The 16,561-nt window shown below is 41.7% G+C and carries 12 protein-coding genes and 2 pseudogenes; 4 read left to right on the top strand and 10 right to left on the bottom strand.

Features of this window, described 5'->3' with window-relative positions; genetic code table 11:
• Positions 1–291: 291 nt before the first annotated feature.
• The 10 genes and pseudogenes from NSTCB13_RS08775 to NSTCB13_RS08730 all read right to left on the bottom strand — a co-directional run bounded on the left by NSTCB13_RS08775 (position 292) and on the right by NSTCB13_RS08730 (position 11,408).
• Entirely contained in the window at positions 292–600 is a 309-nt protein-coding gene (locus tag NSTCB13_RS08775; protein WP_448272030.1) for a hypothetical protein, read from the bottom strand.
• Positions 557–1,114: a class I SAM-dependent methyltransferase gene (locus NSTCB13_RS08770; RefSeq protein WP_448272028.1), complete on the bottom strand. Its 558-nt coding sequence runs from the start codon at positions 1,112–1,114 to the stop codon at positions 557–559. The genes NSTCB13_RS08775 and NSTCB13_RS08770 overlap by 44 nt, the downstream gene beginning before the upstream one ends.
• A 96-nt stretch (positions 1,115–1,210) precedes the next feature.
• Positions 1,211–2,392, bottom strand: coding sequence for an acyl-CoA dehydrogenase family protein (locus NSTCB13_RS08765; RefSeq protein WP_448272026.1), 1,182 nt, complete (start codon positions 2,390–2,392; stop codon positions 1,211–1,213).
• Positions 2,393–2,657: 265 nt separating this feature from the next.
• Positions 2,658–4,140, bottom strand: a pseudogene (locus NSTCB13_RS08760) (amidohydrolase family protein).
• 116 nt (positions 4,141–4,256) lie between these two features.
• Complete coding sequence (locus NSTCB13_RS08755) at positions 4,257–5,747, bottom strand: amidohydrolase family protein (RefSeq protein WP_448272025.1); 1,491 nt, start codon at positions 5,745–5,747, stop codon at positions 4,257–4,259.
• Positions 5,748–5,804: 57 nt separating this feature from the next.
• Positions 5,805–5,960, bottom strand: a complete 156-nt coding sequence (locus NSTCB13_RS08750) for a hypothetical protein (RefSeq protein WP_445629198.1) — start codon at positions 5,958–5,960, stop codon at positions 5,805–5,807.
• 56 nt (positions 5,961–6,016) lie between these two features.
• Entirely contained in the window at positions 6,017–7,072 is a 1,056-nt protein-coding gene (locus NSTCB13_RS08745) for an ABC transporter substrate-binding protein (protein WP_445629197.1), read from the bottom strand.
• 19 nt (positions 7,073–7,091) lie between these two features.
• The gene (locus tag NSTCB13_RS08740; protein ID WP_104905538.1) at positions 7,092–7,421 is read right to left on the bottom strand and encodes a 4Fe-4S dicluster domain-containing protein; all 330 of its coding nucleotides are present in this window, start codon (positions 7,419–7,421) and stop codon (positions 7,092–7,094) included.
• On the bottom strand, positions 7,418–9,085 hold the full coding sequence (locus tag NSTCB13_RS08735) for an FAD-dependent oxidoreductase (RefSeq protein WP_448272024.1): 1,668 nt from the start codon (positions 9,083–9,085) through the stop codon (positions 7,418–7,420). Before NSTCB13_RS08735 ends, NSTCB13_RS08740 begins: the two co-directional genes overlap by 4 nt.
• A gap of 510 nt (positions 9,086–9,595) precedes the next feature.
• A pseudogene (locus NSTCB13_RS08730) lies at positions 9,596–11,408 on the bottom strand (iron uptake porin).
• A gap of 1,365 nt (positions 11,409–12,773) precedes the next feature.
• On the opposite strand from NSTCB13_RS08730, the gene ssuD reads away from it, so the two are divergent.
• The 4 genes from ssuD to NSTCB13_RS08710 all read left to right on the top strand — a co-directional run bounded on the left by ssuD (position 12,774) and on the right by NSTCB13_RS08710 (position 16,491).
• On the top strand, positions 12,774–13,922 hold the full coding sequence (gene ssuD, locus NSTCB13_RS08725; RefSeq protein ID WP_445629193.1) for an FMNH2-dependent alkanesulfonate monooxygenase: 1,149 nt from the start codon (positions 12,774–12,776) through the stop codon (positions 13,920–13,922).
• A 101-nt stretch (positions 13,923–14,023) separates the two neighbouring features.
• Entirely contained in the window at positions 14,024–14,851 is an 828-nt protein-coding gene (ssuC, locus tag NSTCB13_RS08720) for an aliphatic sulfonate ABC transporter permease SsuC (protein WP_448272023.1), read from the top strand.
• A gap of 116 nt (positions 14,852–14,967) precedes the next feature.
• A complete protein-coding gene (locus tag NSTCB13_RS08715) occupies positions 14,968–15,738 on the top strand; it encodes an ATP-binding cassette domain-containing protein (RefSeq protein ID WP_445629191.1) in 771 nt (256 codons plus the stop codon).
• Between the two features lie 249 nt (positions 15,739–15,987).
• Positions 15,988–16,491: a GNAT family N-acetyltransferase gene (locus NSTCB13_RS08710; RefSeq protein ID WP_445629190.1), complete on the top strand. Its 504-nt coding sequence runs from the start codon at positions 15,988–15,990 to the stop codon at positions 16,489–16,491.
• Positions 16,492–16,561: the final 70 nt, after the last annotated feature.

The raw sequence follows: 16,561 nt of genomic DNA, 5'->3' as shown, positions 1-16,561 counted from the left end.
TTACCCGATCTGTATGGTTTATAGATATCTTGACCAATTTTGTAAAACCATTTTTATCATATTTAGGCATCATAAATAAGATTTTTTTAATAAATAAAAATATTTTTTGGAATGTTTAAAATAAAAAAGAGAGTGGGTATTACCCACCCTATAACGACTCGAGGAACTGAGAATTTAAGAGTTGAAAGGGCAAAATTTAGGAAGTGGAGTGAGTAGTGCCCACTCCAAGGGGGTGCTAGTGGAAGATTGAAACTTGTGAGTGAAACTCTGTCTTATTCGCGTTCAATTTTGCTAGTGCTTCCAAGCGATCAAAATTGTAGCTTTGAGTTCTTCTGTAAAATGTCCAGACGGCTCAACTGCTAGTAGCGCTTCTCTAAGATCCTTTTCAAATGCTGGAGCGTTATCGCCATAGAAAATTTTCAGAGAGAAGGCTGTAGTGTATAAATAACCTAGATAGCTATCGAGAGTCCAAGATTTTTCAAATAGCACTTCATAGTTTTCTTGACGAGCAAAAGCCGAATTGCCAATTACGACTTCATGAGGAGGATCGACTGGCTTACGAGTGCCTTGTCCTCGTTGTCCCAGTCCGGCGTTCTTCACCTAACCATTTCTTTACTACTCCAACAGCAGCTTGTTTCCAAGGTAAATTGCTTTCCCAAGGGTTATCACCAGTCTGAAGCAATGCTAATCCACCATCATCAGTTAGCAATTCATACAGGCGTTCAAGCACTAATTCGCGTTCCATCCAGTGGAAGGCTCTACCAATAGTGGTTAACTTAAATTTCCCTAAACTAGAGTCAATGAATTCTGCTCCTTGTTGTAACCAAGTGATATTATTTGCTCCGACTGCTGCTGCTTGCCGTTTAGCTTCTGCAATCATGTCGGGATCGGGATCGATCGCTACAACTTCTTCAAATTTGGTTCGCAGAGGAATTGAAATTAACCCTGGGCCAGTACCTAAATCAAGGAGTCGTCCTTGACCATTGAGATGAAATATTTCGGTTAGTTTATCGAATACAATCGGTGGGTATTTGGTTCTATATTGAGCGTAACCTTCTGCGGCTCCCTCAAATAAACTTGGGTCATAAGTGGGAAGTGTTTTTAGTTGAGTCATATCAATTTTGGATTTTAGATTTTAGATTTTGGATTTTGTAGAGACGCGATTCATCGCGTCTTTGGTGAATGTGGGAGATAACAGAACAAATGACACCTAAGAATATTGCGTAATAACTGGTAGCCGATCGTTGAGTACCCAATCACCGATCGCACGCAATTTGTAATCCACAGGATCGTGTAGGGTAAAGGTTCGTAAATCTCGCCAGTAACGATCAAACCCGTATTTGGTTGCTGTGGCGCGAGTTCCAGTAACTTCAAAGATGCGGTTGGTAATATCTATACCTACACGGGTCGCTAATGTCTTGGCTGCGGAAACTGCGATCGCAACTTCTCCTCTCTCTTGATGAGTCAGTTCTACATCCTTATCCCACGCTGCTTGTACTTTCTCTGCGGCTTGGTCAGCTAGAGCGATCGCAGCTTGAATTTCAACCCAAAAGTCTCCGTAATGATGCAGAATATATGGGTCTTGAGTAGCACTATCTACTCCTGATGTAATCCACGGTTGAGTAGTAGTTTTAGTATATTCACGAGCAGCAGCAAAAGCTCCTTTAGTAATTCCTAGATAAACGTTGGTTTTTGTTAGCTGGGCAATAATCCCAAGAAAAGTTGAGAAGGCACTATCATGGGGATTTGGCGGCCCCAAAATCTCATCTTTCTCTACTAAGACATTGTTAAATGTATAACTACCGCTATCAGTGCGGCGTTGCCCAATATTATCCCAATCTTGATTAGAAACTAACCCTTCCCTGTCTTTGGGAATTATAAATATGAAAGGCAATTCTACGCCATCTTCCAAAGCAGAGAATACCCGATAATCTGCAACAGAAATACCTGTACCAAAGCTTTTAACACCATTAACCCGAAAATTCTCGCCTTCTGGGTTAATCTTCAGCCTAGTATCTTTTGTATTGATAGCATTTGCCCAAAATAAGTTATTTTTAGCAGTTTCTCTATAATATTTTTCCTTTTGGGCTGGTGTGCCGGAAACGTGACCCAAAGCCGTTAAATTGAGATGATTACCATATAATTGACCAATTGAACCATCTGCTTTTGACAGTTTTCTGACAATTTTTAAAGCATCAATCCAAGTTGCACCAATGCCACCATATTGCTTGGGTACAATCAGTGGCAACAAACCACTTTCACGCAGTTTATTAATTTCCTCTTCTGGAACTCCAGCTTTAGCATCCCGTTCAACTGCGGATTGAGCAAGTTCCTTAGATAGAGAAGTTGCTAGGTCAATGTAATCCTTTGGTTTTGTAATATCTAGCACCATAATTAAATCACCTTTTGTAATTCGTAATTCGTAATTCGTAATTAAGGCAAACACAATTACTACAAACAGTTTTTAATTCGTTGCTCTATGAATGTGAGACAAAATATCCTTTCTCAATGCAGAATTTAGAGAAATGTAGAGTGGGCCTTGCCCACGCTACAAGTGAACAGAGGAAATGGAACATGGAACGTTGTAATTGTCCTTTGTCATTAGTCCTTTGTCTTTTGCAAATGACTAATGACTAATGACTAATGACTAATGACAGTTATTTTTTAGCCGCTAGATATTCGTTGGCGGCTTTCTCAACACCTGTACCCTTAAAGAAGTCTTGATTGAGACTGGTGTACAACTCTAAGGGATGGATTGAGAGGAAGTAGCGGAGGTCTTCTTCGGTAATGATTTCGCGTTCTGCCATTGAGTAAGCGTTGGCAGTAACGGCGGTGATATCAGGTACATCCCAGTGGCCGGAATCTGAACCCAAGAAGGCTTTAACGCGATCGCCAAAGGGATTAGCGGCACGATTAAAAGCTTGAGCTACACGGGTATCATCTGATTCTGTACCGAAGTAGAAATGATTCAAGAAGCGATCGCGCACATCTTCTGGCTTCTCTATTCCCGCTAGTTCAAATTCGTCGAGTTCCCCTGGATCTTCTGGCGCTAATAGTTGATGGTGGAATCCTAAACCATCACCAATTTTATCTAAGCGTCCATCTACTAGTTCGCCACCGTAGCGAGTATACAACTCTACTAATGCTTCCTTGTCGATAATCGCAGGATTGTTATTTGACAACAGATGTTGTTTGTTGCGGGTTTCCCAGTGCCAAATAATATCAGCATATAAACTAGCACCCCAAGCTGAACCACCTTCTAAGAAAGCGAACTTTAATTGTGGGAAGCGGCGAGTAACTCCACCAAAGAACAGCGATTTGCATAATGCTTCTGCTGCAAAGGCAAAGTGATTGATGTGATTATATTGGGCGTTGGTGACAGAACGCTGAGTTGTCCAACCTTGGCTAGAAGCGTGAGTTGTGGGTACAACTTTCAATTCTTGGCACTTAGCCCAGAATGGATCGTAATCATACTGGCTATCTAAGCCAAAGTTATCAATCCAAACTACTTCGTTAGCGACTTCTTTGCCGTATTTTTCAAAGGCAGGAATTGGACGACGAACATAACCGGGAATTTGAATTGCTTTGAGTCCCAGAACATTCACCGCATATTCTAACTCTTCAATTCCTTCTTCGGGAGTGTGCAGGGGAATGGCGGCGATGGGTGTTAAGCGATCGCTATAAGGGCGGAAAATATCAGCATGGTAAGTGTTAATTGCCCGACAAACAGCCCGCCGCATTTCTTCGTTGCCGATATTCGGGGCCATTGTTGCCAAATTGGGATACACAACGGCAAAGTCTGTACCTGCTTCTTGCAAGCGTTCGTGCAGCAACTTGGGCAAGCTAATAGTAGCCAAATTCAAAGTATTTTTGGTCGGACGACCCCCACCAGTTAGGGCGATTAGTGCGATAAGCAAAACGTTCTTCCCAACTTTGCTTGTACCACTTAAAACGGGAAGATCCTGGTAAATTTTCTTGGAAACGTTCGACAAGTGCAGTTCCACCAACTTGTTCTAAATAATCCAAGACTGCTGGTTCAAATTCTTGGGTATGTACATCAGTGTCAATGATTGGATAACCAAGTTTTTCCCGAATCTGAGCAGACCTGGTTTTTTGTGGACGGTCTAAAGCAATCGTCATGATAGTTTACCCTAAATTATTCAAATTTTTTATGGGCATTGAGATTAGGGGAGAGGTTACAGGTGACAGGGTATAGATTATTTCCTATAACCTGTCACCTCTAACCTGTCACCTCTTTACTCCCTAGCCCCTTTCCCAGCCAAAAATTCATCTGCGGTTTTCTCCACAGCCGTACCTTTGAAGAAGTCACGATTCAGGCTGGTGTACAACTCCAAGGGATGAATTGACAGGAAGTATTGCAAATCTTCTTCGGTGATAATCTTGCGTTCTACCATTGAATACGTATTAGCAGCGATCGCAGTAATATCAGGTACATCCCAATGACCAGAATCGGAACCTAAGAAGGCTTTGACGCGATCGCCATAAGGATTAGCTTTCCGGTTAAAAGCTTGAGCTACACGGGTATCATCCGATTCTGTCCCGAAGTAAAAGTGATTCAAGAAGCGATCGCGGATATCCTCTGGCTTGGTAACTCCTGCAACGGCGAATTCATCCAAATCACCTGGTTCTAGGGGAGATAATAAATCAGCGTGGAAACCTAAACCACTACCTAGTTGATCCAAACGACCATCTACTAATTCGCCACCGTAACGGGTATATAGTTCTAACAGTTCTTCGCGATCGATATTGGCGGGATTGTTATTTTCCACCAAATGGTCTTTATTGCGAGTATCCCAGTGCCAAATTAAATCAGTGTACAAACTAGCACCCCAAGCTGCACCTCCTTCTAAAAAGGCAAACTTGAGTGTGGGGAAGCGGTGAGTTACACCACCAAAGAACAGAGATTTACACAGTGCTTCTCCAGCCGATGCAAAGTGACCAATATGGTTGTATTGGTAATTGCTAATGGAACGTCGATTGATCCAGCCCATACCGGAAGAGTGGGTGGTAGGAACAACTTTTAGTTCTACGCACTTCGCCCAGAAGGGATCGTAATCATATTTACTATCCAAGCCAAAGGTATCAATCCAAATAGCTTCGTTGGCTACTTCTTCGCCATACTTCTCGAAGGCGGGAATCGGACGGCGGATATGTCCGGGGATTTGAATTGCTTTGAGTCCCAGTACTTTCACCGCATATTCCAATTCTGCGATCGCCTCTTCCGGCGTATGCATGGGGATAGCGGCAATTGGTGTTAAGCGATCGCTATAAGGACGGAAAATATCAGCGTGGTAAGTATTAGCTGCCCGACAAACAGCCCGCCGCATCTCCTCATGACCGATGTGTGGTGCCATCGTTGCCAAGTTGGGGTACACAACAGCAAAGTCTGTACCAGCTTCTTGTAAGCGTTCGTGCAGCAACTTTGGCAAACTAACGGTAGCTAAATTTAAGGGATCGTTAGTGGGACGAGTCCAGAAAGGAGGGCGGGCGGTGCGGTAAGTGCGGCGTTCATCCCAAGATTGCTTGAACCATTTAGAGCGAGATGCACCGGGTAAGTGTTCTTGAAAACGTTCTGCGATCGCAGTTCCAGCAACTTGCTCTAAATAGTCCAAGAATGCTGGGGGAAACTCTTGGGTATGCACATCAGTGTCAATAATCGGATAACCCAGTTTTTCCCGAATTTGAGCGGATCTAGTTTTTTTGGGACGTTCTAATGCAATAGTCATAGGTTCTACCTGATTTTTCAATTGGATTGGGTAGATAGTACTGATTAAGAAGGTTATCTACTTTCTTCTTACCAGCATTTTTTTGAAGAAGTTGGGATTTTTCTTTACATATAATGTGGCGAGATTAGTAAAGATAAAATCTCGATAATCAGCAAAGCTAATTATGTCCTTCTCCACAAACTTGTATATATTAGCTGCAACAGCAATAGTCATAAGACTTCCCTCAAAACTGAGGAGTATTATTGTGTAAAAAGCTAAAACAGATAAAATTAACGAGGCTGTTCTTTAGCAACCCAATCTGTTAATTTAAAGTCTGACTTTGCTAAACCCTGCGATACTAAAAATTTCTTTGTTCCCTCTAAAAGTTTCACACCCTCGGCTGGTAATGGTTCTTCTGATACCTGTTTGAGTGGGAATGATACTTTAATGATGTTAATGGGATATTTAGTAGTTTGAGCGTGATACTGATAATATTCTTCAGAATTAGCTTTTAAATCTTTGGCTGCTTCTGTCAGAATTGCATTAAATTTCTGTGGGAAATCAGGCTGTTTTGCTAGAAAGCTTTCGGTCGCCACAACTAATGATGTTCCTGACAAACCCTGATGATTTGCCGAAGAATCAATCACTGGAAACCCTTGCGATTTCAGAAAAGGCCCAAGATCGCTGGAAGTTGCATAAGCTGCTACATCACCACGTTCCAAAGCTGCTTTTGCCTCAGTAGTCATCAAATGGACAATTTTTACATCTTTGGCAATTTTAGCTTCAGCTAATAGACCCAGTAGGTATCTATGCATATAAGAGCCTTTTTGGGTAGCTATTTTTTGACCTTTCAGTTCAGCAAGCGATCGCGGGCCATTCTTTTTCGCTACTAACCAGGCAGTTGTATTAAATTGGCTAATCCTTAACAGTCGCGTTTCCTGACCCCTAGCTTTCAAAACTATCGCTGGTGTATCCCCTAAAGAACCAACATCTAATTGTCCAGCGACAAGCGCCTCATTTAGATTCGGCCCGTTAGGAAACCTTGCAAAAGTAATATTTTTAAATCCCGCTTTTTTCAACTCCCGTTCTAATATTCCTTTTTTCTTTGCCCAACCCAGCGATCCTGTAGGTTCTGAATTACCTACATAACCTATTCGTAGGGTAGAAATGTTATTAGATGCAACAGCATTATTGACATTAACAGCCTCAATAGATTGAGCAGATTTAGTTTCGCCTTGGCTACACGCTGTAGTTAGTAGCAGTAGGAAACAAGCCACTGAAGTTGATAATTTTGAAGAAAATTTATTTTTACTGATAGAACTTGTTCCTAATGTTAACGACAGCATGACTATTTTCTCCGCCGCACTATTTCATCTGCTTCAAAATTTGGAATGTTTGATCGGCTTTTGCTGTTGAAGTACGTTTATGTCCCCAACCGATGTTTTCCCGATAACTACCCAGTAGCCCAACTTCTGCCAATTCTGCCTCATTGACTGAAGTCGTTACATCACTTTCTGGTGCGACATAAAGAGCATCAACTGGACAGTACAATTCGCACATATAACAGGTTTGGCAGTCACTCTGTCGGGCAATGGTTGGCGGCGCATTCGGTACTCTGTCAAACACGTTAGTTGGACAAATATTCACGCAGATATTACATTCTATGCACCGCGACTCGCTGACCAACTCAATCACACTGCCACCCCTATTTTAGATTTTGGATTTTGGACTTCGACTTCGCTCAGTCGAACGATTTTAGATTGGGAAATATGTTCTGTATTGAGTAGTGGCTGAGTTTTCACCCAAACTCGATCTAATCCGCCACTAATCAGGTGATGTTGCTGGTTAGCATCAAGTTCGGGATAATCTTGATGTTTGTGCATCCCACGAGTTTCTTTCCGTTCAATGGCACTGCTGTACATCCACCGCGCTGTAGCTACCATTGCCGTAGCTTCTCGCGCCCGGATTAGCTCTTTATCTGATGTTACCTGGCTACTGCGAAGTTCTTGCCAAAGATGATTTAGCTTACTCAAAGACTCGGTTAAGCCTTGTTCTGTACGGAAATAGTTCTTTTCGTAAGGGAATACTTCAGCTTGGACTGCTTGAATAATTTCATCAGTTGCTAAGGAGCGATGCCTCCCACTTTGTAATCCTACCTCTCCAACTCCCTTAACTTGTCGTTGAGTTTTATGTTCTCCCAAACTGCGGCTATATTCAGCAGCCGATTTTCCTGACCAATAGCCAGAAGATATTGCCCAAGCCGCGTTATGACTACCACCGCCAGTAAATCCGCCACAAATCAGTTCCCGTGTAGCGGCATCTCCAGCCGCATAGAGTCCCCGTACAGAACTGGCACAACTCTCATCTACAATCCGAATTCCTCCCGTACCGCGCACAGTTCCCTCTAGGCGCAGAGTCACAGGGAAACGTTGGGTAAAGGGATCGATACCTGCACGGTCAAAGGGTAAAAAGAAGTTGGGCTGTGCTAAACGCATAGATGGCCGCATCGATTCCGCCGCTTTGTCTATGATGGCGTAAACTGGCTGTTGCAGTAATGTCTGGGCTATTACTGAACGTCTATGAGAACTTGCCCCTGGAATTACAGTACCGTCTTCGTAGGTGAAAGTTGCCCAATTATAAAACAGGGTTTTGGTAACTGAAGAAAAGGCGGGAGAGATGCCATAAGCATTAGAAAATTCCATACCCGACATCTCGGCTCCTGCTTCTGCCGCCATCAGATAACCATCCCCCGTCAGGACGTTGCATCCTAACGCTTTACTCAAGAATGCACAGCCACCTGTGGCGATAATTGTGGACTGCGATCGCACTATCCATTTCTCACCAGTTTGACGGTTTACACCTGTTGCACCAGCAACAGCACCATCGTCATCAACCAGTAATTCTAAGGCGGGGCTGTTGTCTAAAATCTTTACTCTGGCGCGTTGAATTTGCCGCCGCATCAGCCGCATATACTCCGGCCCTTGCAGCGATCGCCGGTAGGGTTTACCTTCATCATCGGTAGGGAAGGGATAACCCCACTCTGCTAACTGATTGACGTTTTCATAAGTCTGATTCAGTACCCGATCCATCCAATTGCGATCGGATAAAAACCCACCTAACGATTCCCGGCTCGCCTTTGCTGTTTCCCGTGCTTCTGGATCGGGTGGCACGTACCACACACCATTCCCAGATGCAGCAGCGCATCCAGTTGTGCCGCAATACCCTTTATCCACCAGGACAACTTTAGCTCCACTTGATGCAGCACTCCATGCCGCCCAAGTTCCAGCTGGCCCGCCTCCAATCACAAGTACATCTGCTTCTAAGTCGAGTTCAAAATCGTTTGTTAACGTCTTTAGCATCTACCATTTCCCTCCATCAATAAACTCTTAAGCTTCGAGTCTTCACCCCATCCATGCTGCAAAATAAATATTTAAAAATCTAGAAATCGCGATCGCTTAATACAGGTTCTTACTAGCTCTGATATTGCTTAATACATTATCTTGATCGATAAACCGTAGTTTAGACATAATAAAGTCTTTCACAGTTTTCGACAAAAAGCAAGTATTTTACCAAACAACTTCAAACGTAAATTTATGTAAAATCAACGGAGTTATCTTTCTCAAGAACTTGCTTTATAACGTCTTTTGTGTAGTGGTCGAATTTAAGTTCATAAAATACTTAAATTCGATAAGTTTGCCATAGTTTAATAAATTTTTTTAAACGGTTTTATCTAGATAGAAAAGACGCGAAATTGAATTGTCTTTGTCTTGCGGCACTAACATTCGCTCCCTTAAGACTCAAGAATCCCCGGACTTTTGATTAAACGAATGTAAGTCCTGTTTTTATTCAGTCCGGGGAGTGCGATTCGGTTAAAACCTAAAGACAGTACGAACCCAAGCAAATAAACTATCAGGATTGCTGGAATCCGAATCAGGCGCAGTAATCCAGATCAAACCTGGCGTCACCTCAATATTATCTCCGATTTTATATTGGTAGAATGCCTCAACGTGCAGAGAAGTATCTCTGTCCGCTTGTCCTAGACCTTTTCCCAAATTTATATTATTACTAAGACTGATGAGTTTTGGCTCCATACCAACTAAAATTCCCCCTAAAGCACCTTCACTAAATAGATCCGGGAATGCCAGTCCTACGGCCCAATCCATAGCTTCAGCATTTCCGCGCCCCAAATAGGTGTGTACCCCATAACTTACCCACCCATTGATTGCCAACTTGGAATTAATTTGATAGAACGCCTGTAAGCCATAAAGGTTGCCTAGAGTTGCTACTCCAGGCACGGTGCTGTTTACCAGGTTACTCCCGACTGCTGGGCCGAAATTTGTGCCGCTAAAACCTATGGTATTTGGTGGGCTATAGGTATTAACGTAAGTTGCCGCTACCCGAAAATTCCGATTACCGGAGTAGTATATTAACTGTGCTAAAGCTAAATATCTGCCTGTAAATAAACCGTTATTAAGTGTGGGATTACCGCCGTTTGGTGCGCTATACGCTATCCCGAATTGAACCTGTTTGCCTAATCCCTGGAGTATGGCAATTCCAGGGCCGCTATCTCCATAGTTATAGACCAAAGACCGCCGTGAAAATCGCGAAATCCCATTAGCACCAGTCGCAGAAGACGATTCAAAATATGGATTCACTGGACCAGAAAGACCCTATCTCACTAGCTCCATCAGACAAAGGATAAATGTTGACTTGGGTATTTGGAAAAGGTAAAAACCGATAGCGAACACCACTGAGAATAAGAGTGTTGCGTGCAAAAGTAATACTGGAATTATCAGCAGTTCTCCCCTCATAAGTTCCCAATAATCCAGCTCTTGTTTGTCCAAGTGATTCAATATTTCCACCTCCTATTGTTATACCTAGTGAATCTTTACCATTAAAACTGGTGTTTAACCGTAAAGTCGTTGAGCCTTGAAGTGTGAGATTGTTAGGTGCTGGTCTCTTAGTGACGACATTATTACCCGCCAGAAGTTCGCCAGCAACAATCTGAGCTCGACCTATAAGTTTGGTTGTGGTTGTAAACTGAGTTGATTCTAACTTCGCATTTCGTGCTTCCAGGCTATCTACGCGTCCCCGAAGTTGAGCGAGTTCTGGAGAAAATTGTTCTTGTAGTTTTTTGATGGTATCCAAGTCTTCCCGTTTGACTAAATCTGTCGTTGAAGTCGCTATTAGTTCATTGAGGCGATCTAAAGCTGCATTCAACCCAGCAGCAAATTCATAGCGCGTTAGGGAGCGATCGCCTTTAAATGTACCATCTGTATATCCTGCAATTACACCGTAGCGCTCAACTAAAGACTGTAATGCTTGAAATGCCCAATCTGTCGGCTTAATATCTGATAGTTGCGAGACGGATGTCACTTGTCCTGCTGCATTATTTGGAGCTTTTTTGTTAGCTGGCGGTGCAACTTGCAACAATTGTGAGACAGGTGTCACTCGATCTTGAAGCTCGTTTGGAGCTTTTTTACGAGTGACTGGTGCAATTGAAGTGTCTACTGTTTGATTGACAACTGCTTCTGGAGCTTTGTTCTCTTCTACAATAGTAGATACATCAGATTTAGGTAATTCCGCCTGACTTTTAGCTGGATGAAAAACCAGTATAGCTATAATATCTAGCACCGAAAGCAGCAACACTATGGATCTATAATTCCAGCGAAATTTCGACATGACTCCTTAACTCCTCAACCTTAAAGATGAATAAATTCGCCCTTGATTTGACATAAAAGACAAGACAAATCATTGCTCTAATGTTTTTACAAAACGATTAGAACATAGATTCACCCAGGCTTTAGCCGCTAAAAAAAGTGCAAAGTTCTGATAAGTATCGAAACCAGTACTAAGTAGTTAAATGTCCAATCCAAAATTCACAGCAAACTAAGAATTCTGACGTTTAAAATAATCCTAAAAACATCTAGAATCAGACAATGACTGCCTTAGCAAGAACTTCTCTACTTTTAAGGGAAACTCAACCACACGCTATATGAAATGATCCTTCTAATACATCCTAAAATCCTTTTTTTGAGTTATGCTGTATAAAGTTCATCAATGGCTATTGACATTGACTCAAGCTTGATCTAGATATTATTTGCCAATTAACATTAATTGAAAACACTATTTTCTAATCAGCTATATTTTGACAGCATCAATCGTTCGCTAAGTACGATAGTTCTATCGACTTACCGTACATTCGTAGCATTATCTTTGCATAGAGCTTGGTACAATGCAAGACCTAGTACTTTTTCATCAGGCGAAAATATATCAAAATTCTTAGCCATGAAGATGGCCGCCACTTTACTAAGCCTAAGTAAGTTGATATAGGAATCCGGTTTGATTTCTAAAATTATTTGTGTAGGGAGGTAACACTTCGACCGGCTCAGTGCAGCGCTAGGAACGGAGAACAGGGAGCAGGAAAGAAGCCTCTTGAAGTTGTGCTAAGTTTTTTCACGCAATTAAATACTAGTCCTATAACTACAGTGGCACTATTGAAAAGGACACTACTACGGCAAGGCGGAAGTCAAAAGTCCAAAGTGTCAGGGAATAAGCTTTTTAGGGATTTGAAATGGTTGCTCTATTTACGCCGTGGCGTATAGACCCATTGATAGCAAGGGCTAAGGATTTGCTAAAAGTGTATTTAACTTCCGCAGTAAAGTGGGAATTGCGCTCGAACCGAATTGCTGTTTGCTGAAAGCCAACCCAAGAACGCAAAGCTCGTAACCTTTATCCAAACACAGACTTAGAAAGTGCAAATTAGCAAGATTTCTGTCGATGAAACCAGAAATGAACACTTTCAAGTCGCAATAAATGTGGGTAATTGACACAAAACTTGTATTCTTCACGACAGCTATTGTTGCAAAAAAAGTGTCATGATTATTGGAATTGTGCGTAAAAACGTCAATCTTGTGGGCAGTTATTCTTTATGAATCGTTAATCTATCACTGGTGTTTTAAATAATTTCCTGTAAAATGCTGACTATAAACTACGGTAATTCGATCGATCTATCGTAGGAAAACCCTTGTACCCTGTCTGACACAAATGCAAATTCTCTGGTTTATTCCTACTGGATCTCATGACGGACGCTATTTAGGCACAGATATTGGCTCTCGTGTTGCCACACCTGATTATTTGCAGCAAATTGCCCAAGCTGTGGATAGTTTAGGCTACACAGGCGCATTGTTACCTACAGGGAGTTCTTGTGAGGACGCTTGGATAACCGCCGCCGCTTTTATATCTGTCACCAAGCAGATGAAGTTTCTGGTGGCAATTCGTCCAGGAATTACTTCCCCAGGTGCTGCTGCACGGATGGCAGCAACATTTGACCGAATTTCTAAAGGAAGATTGTTAATTAATGTAGTGACAGGTGGAGATCCGGTGCAGCTGGCTGGGGATGGCTTGCATCTTAGTCATGACGATCGCTACGATTTAACCGATGAATTTCTCAGAGTTTGGCGGGGTATCGTCAGTGGGGAAACAGTCGATTTTAAAGGAAACTACCTGGATATCAAAGGTGGTAAACTCTTATTTCCACCAGTTCAAAAACCCTATCCACCTTTGTGGTTTGGTGGCTCATCTGCTGCCGCCAAGCGGGTTGCTGCTAAACATATAGATGTTTACCTGACTTGGGGCGAACCTCCACAACAAGTGGCCCAAAAGATTGCCGAAGTTAAGAAATTGGCGGCTGAACAAGGCAGAACAGTTCGTTTTGGGATTCGCTTGCATGTAATTGTGCGAGAAACCGAGTCAGCTGCTTGGGATGCAGCCAATGAGCTAATTAAGTATGTGGATGAGGATGCGATCGCTAAAGCTCAGAAAGACTTAGCTCAATCTGATTCTGAAGGACAGCGGCGCATGAGTCAACTACATAGTGGCAGTCGAGAAGCCTTAGAAATTAGCCCCAACCTCTGGACAGGAATTGGATTGGTGCGGGGTGGTGCTGGTACGGCCTTAGTCGGAGATCCTGACACCGTTGCCGCTAGGATGCTGGAATATCGCAATTTGGGGATAGAAACATTCGTTTTCTCTGGATATCCCCATTTAGAAGAAGCGTATCGCACCGCTGAATTATTATTTCCCCGCCTACCTTTGCAAAGCGAACCTGCACCTTTAACACCACCAGTCTTGAGTTCTGTTGGCGACGATTTCGCCAATGAACAATTTGCGAAACAACTTACAAGTGCTTCATGACTAATTTGTAATTCGTAATTCGTAATTAAAGAGCAAATTACAAATTACGTTGGTGATGCTTCTAGATTCATCCTTTGGAACAATCTAAAATCCCAAATTCCATGACTATTACCTTTAAAAGCACCAAAAGCAAAAACAAGATATCCCTGAGCGAGGTGTTAGACAACCCGCAAGTTGAGAAAATAGTTCCTTGGATTGTGCCTGTTACCATATTAATTCTTTGGGAACTTGCTTCTAGAACTGGCTTACTTTCAACCAGGATTTTACCAGCCCCTAGTGGTGTAATCGCTACAGCAATTAAACTTGGCTCAACTGGAGAACTGTTCCAACATATAGGAATTAGTGCTGGGCGGGCGATATCTGGTTTTATAGTTGGTGGCAGTATTGGGTTCGGTTTAGGATTGCTCAATGGCTTTTCCCGTACCGCAGAAAAGTTATTGGATAGTTCCTTACAAATGCTCCGGACTATCCCTAATTTGGCATTAATTCCGCTAGTGATTCTCTGGTTTGGTATTGGCGATCAAGCTAGATTATTTCTAGTATCTATGGGGGTATTTTTTCCAATATATCTCAATACATTTCATGGTATCCGTAGTGTTGACCCTGGACTGATTGAAATGGGAAAAGTCTATGGATTAAAAACACCACAACTTCTGTGGCAAATTATTTTTCCAGGAGCTTTGTCTTCGATTCTCGTTGGTGTTCGTTTTTCGTTGGGGATTATGTGGCTGACACTAATTGTAGCAGAAACGATCGCAGCAGATTCCGGTCTTGGTTATATGGCAATGAATGCCCGTGAATTTATGCAAACCGATGTTGTGGTTTTGAGTATTGTAATCTATGCACTACTAGGGAAATTAGCAGATGCTGTTGCAAGAGGTTTAGAAAGAAAATTCTTGTCTTGGAACCCCAGTTATCAAAAGTCCTAAATGCTAAATTCACCAAAATCAAAGATTGAAAAATCTTGATTTTAAATGTAATTTCCTTTCTTCAACATCTCATCAAATAATTAAATTCCAATTGTTCTCAAAAGGAGGTTTTGCAAGTGAGTTCAAATGTACAGGGTACACAACTAAGTATTTTGGATTTGACGAAATCTTTTGGCAAGAAAACTGTTTTAAACTCGCTGAATTTAGAAGTTGAAGCAGGTGAGTTTGTCGCTATTGTCGGACGAAGTGGTTGTGGTAAGAGTACCTTATTGCGTCTTGTGTCAGGATTAGATAGAGCAACTTCAGGTGGAATACTACTTGATGGAGAACCACTACATAGACTCAGCCGCTCTGTAACAGTGATGTTTCAAGATCCCCGCTTGCTGCCGTGGAAGCGCGTTATTCAGAACGTAGGGTTGGGCTTAGAAGGTAATTGGCGTGAAAAAGCTTTGTGGGTACTCAATAAAGTCGGACTTAAAGATAGAGCTGATGAGTGGCCTTATGTTTTGTCTGGAGGACAACGGCAACGGGTATCATTGGCCAGAGCCTTAGCCAGTCAACCCCGTTTGTTGTTGCTAGATGAACCTTTGGGAGCATTGGATGCTCTAACTCGCCAAGAAATGCAGCATTTGATTGAAAACTTGTGGCAAGAGCGAAGATTTACTGCGTTTTTGGTTACTCACGATGTGGAAGAGGCTGTGGCGTTGGCAGACCGAGTGATAGTGATCGATCAAGGAAAGATTTCTATGGATTTACCTGTAAAACTTTCACGCCCGCGAGATCGAAGTAGCGAAGTGTTTATCAATATCAGAGAAGCTGTTTTAGAACGAGTAATGAGCAATGAAAATACTCAAGTAAACAACCAGTTATTACAGCTGAGTAGTTAAAATTTAAGCTTTTAGTAGTCAATCAATATTCAACTTGAGGTAGCTGCGGTAAATAGGCTACTTCGAGATTAAAACTTACCTATAGCAATAAAAAATTATTTATGAACACTCAAAATACCTCCCAACTCTCCTGTGTGCTGGTCTGGGTAATTTTTTCTATATTTACGAGCTAGATAAACTAAAATATAATCTATATCGCTTTATTGAAAATCAATAATACACAAATATTTATTATTGATATTTAATTTAATGATCGTCAAAAAATTAACAAAGGATGATGCAGAAGATTATAGACAGATCAGATTAGAAGCCTTAGAGCAAAATCCAGATTCATTTGGCACAACATATCAAGAAGAAGTAATTAAGACGATAGAACAATTTCGGGATAGAATTCCAGTAGATAACAACAATTTCATTTTGGGATGTTTTGAGGATAAACATTTAATTGGAATAGTCGCATTTAACCAAGAATCCAGAATAAAACTCCGGCATAAAGCACATATTAGTAGCATGTATGTTAAACAAGAATATCGGAGGAAAGGTATAGGTAAACTATTATTGAATAAATTAATTGAAAGAGCGAAAGCTATTAACGAAGTAGAAATATTATTACTTGATATTGTTAAAAGCAATTTTTTAGCCAAACCACTTTATTTATCGCTGGGCTTTCAAGTATATGGAACCGAGATAAGAGCGTATAAATATAATAACAAATATTTTGATATAGAATTTATGTGTTTGCAAATTAAATAATCAGCTTTGAGATATTAATAAATCTCATTATAATTTATCCTAAAAAATGATACTCGGTTTTTTGTCAAGC

This window comes from Nostoc sp. DSM 114160 (assembly GCF_053470305.1).
This window is presented reverse-complemented; position numbering and strand designations above follow the sequence as displayed.

Bases quoted from the DNA above. Each gene is read 5' to 3' on its own strand.
- NSTCB13_RS08770 (WP_448272028.1), bottom strand. From the start codon at position 1,114: ATGACTCAACTAAAAACACTTCCCACTTATGACCCAAGTTTATTTGAG.
- NSTCB13_RS08765 (WP_448272026.1), bottom strand. From the start codon at position 2,392: ATGGTGCTAGATATTACAAAACCAAAGGATTACATTGACCTAGCAACT.
- NSTCB13_RS08755 (WP_448272025.1), bottom strand. From the start codon at position 5,747: ATGACTATTGCATTAGAACGTCCCAAAAAAACTAGATCCGCTCAAATT.
- NSTCB13_RS08750 (WP_445629198.1), bottom strand. From the start codon at position 5,960: ATGACTATTGCTGTTGCAGCTAATATATACAAGTTTGTGGAGAAGGAC.
- NSTCB13_RS08745 (WP_445629197.1), bottom strand. From the start codon at position 7,072: ATGCTGTCGTTAACATTAGGAACAAGTTCTATCAGTAAAAATAAATTT.
- NSTCB13_RS08735 (WP_448272024.1), bottom strand. From the start codon at position 9,085: ATGCTAAAGACGTTAACAAACGATTTTGAACTCGACTTAGAAGCAGAT.
- ssuD (WP_445629193.1), top strand. From the start codon at position 12,774: ATGCAAATTCTCTGGTTTATTCCTACTGGATCTCATGACGGACGCTAT.
- ssuC (WP_448272023.1), top strand. From the start codon at position 14,024: ATGACTATTACCTTTAAAAGCACCAAAAGCAAAAACAAGATATCCCTG.
- NSTCB13_RS08710 (WP_445629190.1), top strand. From the start codon at position 15,988: ATGATCGTCAAAAAATTAACAAAGGATGATGCAGAAGATTATAGACAG.